Origin of the sequence: Streptomyces zinciresistens K42 (genome assembly GCF_000225525.1) — a bacterium.
Lineage (GTDB): Bacteria > Actinomycetota > Actinomycetes > Streptomycetales > Streptomycetaceae > Streptomyces > Streptomyces zinciresistens.
Map to the genome: position 1 here is coordinate 1 of NZ_AGBF01000337.1, position 4256 is coordinate 4256.

Below are 4256 nucleotides of genomic sequence, written 5' to 3' on the forward strand. Positions count from 1 at the left end.
CCGAGGACGTAACGGCAGGAGACCGCCATGCATGCCGGACTGAGGATCACCGCGTTCGCCGCGGCGCTGGCCGCGACGTTCGGCGCCGCCTACGGGGCGGGCGGGGCCGTCGCCCCCGTCATCGAGGACGGGCCGCCCGCCCGGCAGGGCGGCCACACGGACATGCCGTCGATGTCGGGGAAGGGCGGCTCGCACGAGTCGGAGGCGCCGGGCGGGCCGCGGGCTCCGAAGGACGGCCGCCGCCGGCCGCCCGCTCCACGCCAAGTACTCGCTGCTGGGGGTGTCCCTGGTGTCGTTGCTGCGGGGCGCCTGCGGGCCCTGGCCCCAGGTCCGCGCCGCGCAGCAGGACTACGTGCAGCGCACGGACGCGCTGATCGGACGGGAAGCGGCTCAGCTGCGGCTCCTGTTGGAGCTCGGCGGGCCCCGGGTCTGTCCGGTGGCCGGTGTGCGGCGGGGTGTGCTGTTCACCGAGTCCGTCACCGGCCCGAGCTTGGCCCAGCTCCTGCTGGACCAGCCGCAGGACAGCGCCACTCTGCTCGCCGGGATCTTCGGCGAACTGCGCGAACTCCACCACCCGGCCGCCGTGGAGCGGCTCGCATCTGCCGGTGCCATCGGAGAGCGCAGCATCGCCGCCACCTTCCAGCGCAAGTTCAACGGACTGTCGGGCCCCACCTACGTGCAGCGGCTCGGGGCCGACCGGTGCGCGGCCGATGACCGCGAGGAAGTCGTCGAAGCGCTGCGCCAGGTCGTCGTCCGGCTGCACCGATTACGGGGCCGGGTGCTGCCGCAGCCACACCGCCGCGTGCTGGTCTACGGCGACCTCAAGCCCGAACACGTCCTCTTTCCCGACGGGGTCGACCAGCCACCGGTGTTCATCGACCCGGGGCTGCTGCTCGCCCAGACGACGGTCGGCGTCGCGAAATTGATCAGCCGGACCGTGCTCACGCCGGCCGCGTCCCGCCCGGGCATGGAGACCGGAAAGCAGGTGGTGCACGGAATCGGTGTCTTCGCCGCAGGCCGGATGAAGGGCCTGTCCGTAAAGGCCTGCCGCGCCTGGCTGCGGGACGGGCTGGTGCTGTGGCTGATGGACAGCGTCAACATCCTCACCACCTACCTGCCGGCGCCCGCCGAACTGCCGCTGCCCGCCCAGGGCACCGCTCTCGTGGGCCGTGCGGTGGCCCTCGCCCGGATGCTCGACCGGATCAGCGCCGACCTCACCACGGCAGGCGGTCCCGGTGCCGTGCGGGACGGCGCCCTGGACTACGCGCAGGCGGTCGCCGCGTGACGCCCCCGCCGCTGGAAGCGGTCGGCGTGATCGGCGCCGGAGCGGTCGGGCAGGCCGTGTCCACCGCCCTGGTGGCCTCCGCCCCGCCCGGGCGGCTGCTCATCGCCTCCCGCGTCCTGGACCAGGCGGTGGCCCTCGCCGCCGACCTCGGGGACATGCGCCACGCCACAGCCTCGCCGGTCCACCCCGAAGCCTGCGATGTGGAGGGCCTGGCCGACTGCACGGCCGTCGTCGTCGCCGTGCGAACCGCCTTCACTAACACGCACACCGCCGACGTGCGCATGGCCGGCGCGGCGGCGAACGCCCCCGTGATCCGGGCGCTGGCCGCCTGTCTGCACGGCTACCAGGGCACCGTGCTGGTGGTCACCAATCCCGTCGACCTGATGCCCCGGCTGTTCGCCGAAGCCTCCGGCTGCCCGCGCGTGTACGGCATCGGCTCCAACCTCGACTCCGCCCGCTTCCGGCTCACCCTGGCCCGCCTCCTCAACGTGCCCGCGGACGCTGTACAGGGACACGTCATCGGTGAGCACGGCGACGGGGCCGTGGTGTGCGCATCGTCGACCACCGTCAACGGCACGCCTGCCCAAGTCCCCCTTGCGGAGGTACGCGCGGAACTGCGTACCCGCCCCGGGCGGATCAGCGCCGGGGTCGGCAGGACCCGCTCCGGGCCCGCCGGCGCCGTGCTGTCGGCCCTGCGCAAGGCCTTGGGCCTGGTCGACGGGACCGAGGAACTCACTGCCGAGCACCGCGGCGACTGGCTCGGAATTCCGTTGCGCTTCACCTCTGGTCGGCCCGTAGCGTGCTTGCCTGCCCTGAATGCGGACGAAGACGCGCAGCTGGCCGCGACCCTCACAAAACTCCGAGGCGCCTACGGGCGCTCGGCTGTCCTGCCCCATCCTCAACCCCTCTGGAGACGACGTGAGTACCCCTACCGCCACCCGGCTGCAGGCCGCGGACGCGAGCGTGACCGTGCTCAGCAACACCGCCTTCGTCACTGACTGGGCCCGCCGGTACTTCGGATCGTGGTGGAACGCCTTCGACGTGCCCGCGAGCAGTGTCTGCGCCGGGCCGCTGGTCACGGCCGACCTCGACGAGAAGGCGTACACGGACCTCGACGCGCTGGTGCGCTCCTGCCCCCACGACGAAGTCACCTACGCCAAGGCCCAGCTGCTGCTCGCCCGGGACAGCACAGGCACCATCACCGGCGTCTCCCCGGACGAAGGCATCGCCTACCGCTCCGAACAGCTCGGCAGCCACGTCACCCTCTCCGGCCGCACCGGGCAGCCGCTGGCGCTGGCCGCCGCACGGATCGCCCGGGAGATGATCCGCGCGTCCCTGCTGCGCGACGGCTGGACGCTCCTGCACGCCTCCGCCGTCGTCCGCGACGGCCGGGCCCTGCTCGCCTTCGGCTCCAAGGGCGCGGGCAAGACCACCACCGCGCTGCTGCTGGCCAGCCGCGGCGCGCAGCTCCTCGCGAACGACCGGGTGTTCGTGAAGGTCGTCGGTGACGAGCTGCGCGTCCTGCCCTGGCCGTCGGCGGCCGCCATCGGGCTGGGTCTGCTCGATGCGCTGGGCCTGTACGACGTCGTCCGCGACCGGCTCCAGGCGGGCGAGCAGCTCCACCCCACGCAGCACCAGGACGTCACCGACGCCCTCCTGGCCGGCCGCCGCGAGCCGCTGTGGGAGCCGGGCGGCAAACGGGAGATGAAGGTGCAGGTCTTCCCCGATCAGTTCGCCACCTGGTTCGGCATGGAACTCGCCACGGGCGGACACGCGGCGACACTGCTGTTCCCCCGCATCGACCCCGCCTCCATCCCGGCCGTGGCCGACGGGGACCGGGCCCTCGGTGAAGACGACTTCATGAGCGGCAGCACCGAGGACCGATACCCCGACCACTTCGGCCTCGCGCACGGCATCAACGGCGGCGGCAGCGACATGGCACGCGCGAGCGTCGCCGACCGGCTCGCCGCCCTCCAGCACCACCAGGTCGTGCTGAACCACGACACCCAGGCCAACGCCGACTTCCTCGCCAAACTCGCGGCCGACCTGTGAACCGGGCCATCACCGCCGGCCCATCCGCAGACCCGGCAGACCGGCGATAGGAGCACCGCCTCCGCAGGGCCGGCCGGAGCGGCGAGCACGCGGTTCCGCTCCCCGGGAAGAAGGCGCGGCCTTGCGGAGACTTCCAGGGGAAGTGCTGCCGCAATATCTGCCCCCGCCTTCCAACGGCATGCACCGGCCCGGTGCTGGGATACGCCCGAACAGTGCAGTGGGGGCTGCACCAGAGCGCGGGTACAGCCCCCACCTGAGGAGAGGCAAGGCCTCGCCCCCTTCAACGATCACGAGCCGTGCAGGTGTCTGCAACAGAACGTTCGCCCCATCACCAGACCCGGTGCCGTCCAGCCGCCCGCTGAACCGCGCCAGACCGACGCGGCACGCGGCCACGTCCCCGCTGTACGGCATGTTCACCGACCGCTTCGGCGTCACCTGGGTCAAGCCTGGGGTGGGCACGCGCGGCAGCGCTTCGCGCACCACAGTGCGTACGCTGCGAGCGCCGATCGTTCTGGAGGAAGAGCTGCGGATGACTGACACCCCGTCTGTGCCCGGACCGCGCCGGGACCTGGCGATGCACAACGACTGGTGGGCTTCGGGCTGGGACCACGTCCTGCCCCGCCAGGGATTCCCGCTGACGATGCTGATCGGGACCGCGAGTCAGCCCGGTTTCACGGGCTCCCTGGACGAACTCCTGCAGGAGCTCTTCGAAGGCCACTGGGACATGATCGGCGGCGATCTCGACGGCACGCTCACGTTCTCGTGGCCCGATGAGGAATGGGACTGCGAGGAGGCGCCGGAGGGGCGTGAAGCGAACGAGGCACATCGCTGGGAGAAGTTCGGCGCCATGCTCATGGCCGCCGGCTACCCGGTGCCCAAGACCGTGCGGGACCTGTCCGAGCTCTACTTGACGTGGGGC

Annotated in this window: 4 protein-coding genes; all 4 read left to right on the top strand. The window is 72.2% G+C overall.

The features are described 5' to 3' along the window. Positions 1–289: 289 nt before the first annotated feature. Entirely contained in the window at positions 290–1285 is a 996-nt protein-coding gene (locus SZN_RS35820; protein ID WP_244313488.1) for a phosphotransferase, read from the top strand. Further along, on the top strand, positions 1282–2283 hold the full coding sequence (locus SZN_RS35825) for a lactate/malate family dehydrogenase (RefSeq protein ID WP_007505232.1): 1002 nt from the start codon (positions 1282–1284) through the stop codon (positions 2281–2283). The genes SZN_RS35820 and SZN_RS35825 overlap by 4 nt, the downstream gene beginning before the upstream one ends. Next, on the top strand, positions 2204–3337 hold the full coding sequence (locus SZN_RS35830) for a phosphoenolpyruvate carboxykinase (ATP) (RefSeq protein WP_007505234.1): 1134 nt from the start codon (positions 2204–2206) through the stop codon (positions 3335–3337). The genes SZN_RS35825 and SZN_RS35830 overlap by 80 nt, the downstream gene beginning before the upstream one ends. 409 nt (positions 3338–3746) lie before the next feature. After that, the coding region (locus tag SZN_RS35835; protein WP_244313489.1) for a DUF6042 family protein at positions 3747–4256 on the top strand (510 nt) is incomplete at its 3' end.